Annotated in this window: 1 protein-coding gene; it reads right to left on the bottom strand. The window is 74.0% G+C overall.

Features of this window, described 5'->3' with window-relative positions; genetic code table 11:
* A partial coding sequence (locus G3N96_RS38720) for a condensation domain-containing protein (protein WP_241023043.1) occupies positions 1 to 1,122 on the bottom strand: 1,122 nt, incomplete at both ends.

Genomic DNA, 1,122 nt, shown 5'->3' with positions numbered 1-1,122 from the left:
CGCCGCCGAGGTCGAGCACCGGCGCGCCATCCAGGTGCGCCCAGAACGCCTCGCGCGCCGCGTCGTGCCCGGCGGCAAACCGTGCCGCCTGCTCCTCGCTGTAGTCCGCGTAGTCCCACGCGGGCGGCGCGGCGTCCGGCGCGCGCCCCTGGCTGGCCGCGCCGTACAGCGACGCGAGATCCTGCGCGATCAGCCGGAACGACCAGCCATCGACGACGATGTGATGGAACGACATCAACAGGCACGCGCGGCGCGGCCCGAGTTCGAGCAGCCGCGCACGGAACAGCGGCGGCCGCGCGAGATCGAACGGCTCCGCCCGCAGCGCGTCGCGATGCTGCGCGACGAACGCGCGCAGCGCATCGTCCGTGCCGTCCGTGTCGCCGGTGTACGCATGGATCGACAGCGCGACCGCCGCGTCGGCATGCACGTGCTGCTCGCCGCCGCCGTCCGGCCCCTCGTGAAACGACGTGCGCAACACCGGATGGCGCGCGACCAGCCCGCCGAGCGCCGCGTGCAGCGCGGCGCGGTCGACGTCGCCGTGCAGATGCAGGCATTGCGGCAGGTGGAAGACCGAACCGCCCATGCCGAGCCGTTCGAGCGTCCACAGCCGGCGCTGCTGGAACGACATCGGCGCGCGGCGCGGCCCGGCGGCCGGCAGGCCATCCGGCGTCGTTGCCGCCCGCTCGGCGGGCTGCGCGGGTTCGGCCTGCATGCGAATCGCGCAGGCCAGCCCGTCGATCGTCGGCGCACTGAAGAACGCCTCGAGCGTCAGCTCCGCATTCAGCCGCTCGTGAATCCGCACGAGCACGCGCCCGGCCAGCAGCGAATCGCCGCCCAGCGCGAAGAAATCGTCGGTCGGCGTGATCCGCTCATGGCCGAGACATTCCGTCCAGATACGCGTCAGCGCATGCCGCACGTCGTCGGTTTCGACCGCTGCGGCGCGCGGGATGTCGACCGCAACCGGTGCGGCAACCGGTGCAACGGCCGGCGCCTGCGGCTGCGTGCGCTCGATGGGGCCGCCCTGCCGGGCCGGCAGCCAGTGGCGCGTGCGCTCGAACGGATAGCCCGGCAACGGCAGCCGCTTGCGGCGCTCGCCCGCGTACGCGTCGCGGCGCGTCAGCC

It is taken from the genome of Burkholderia sp. Se-20373 (genome assembly GCF_017104705.1).
Classification (GTDB): domain Bacteria; phylum Pseudomonadota; class Gammaproteobacteria; order Burkholderiales; family Burkholderiaceae; genus Burkholderia.
This window is presented reverse-complemented; position numbering and strand designations above follow the sequence as displayed.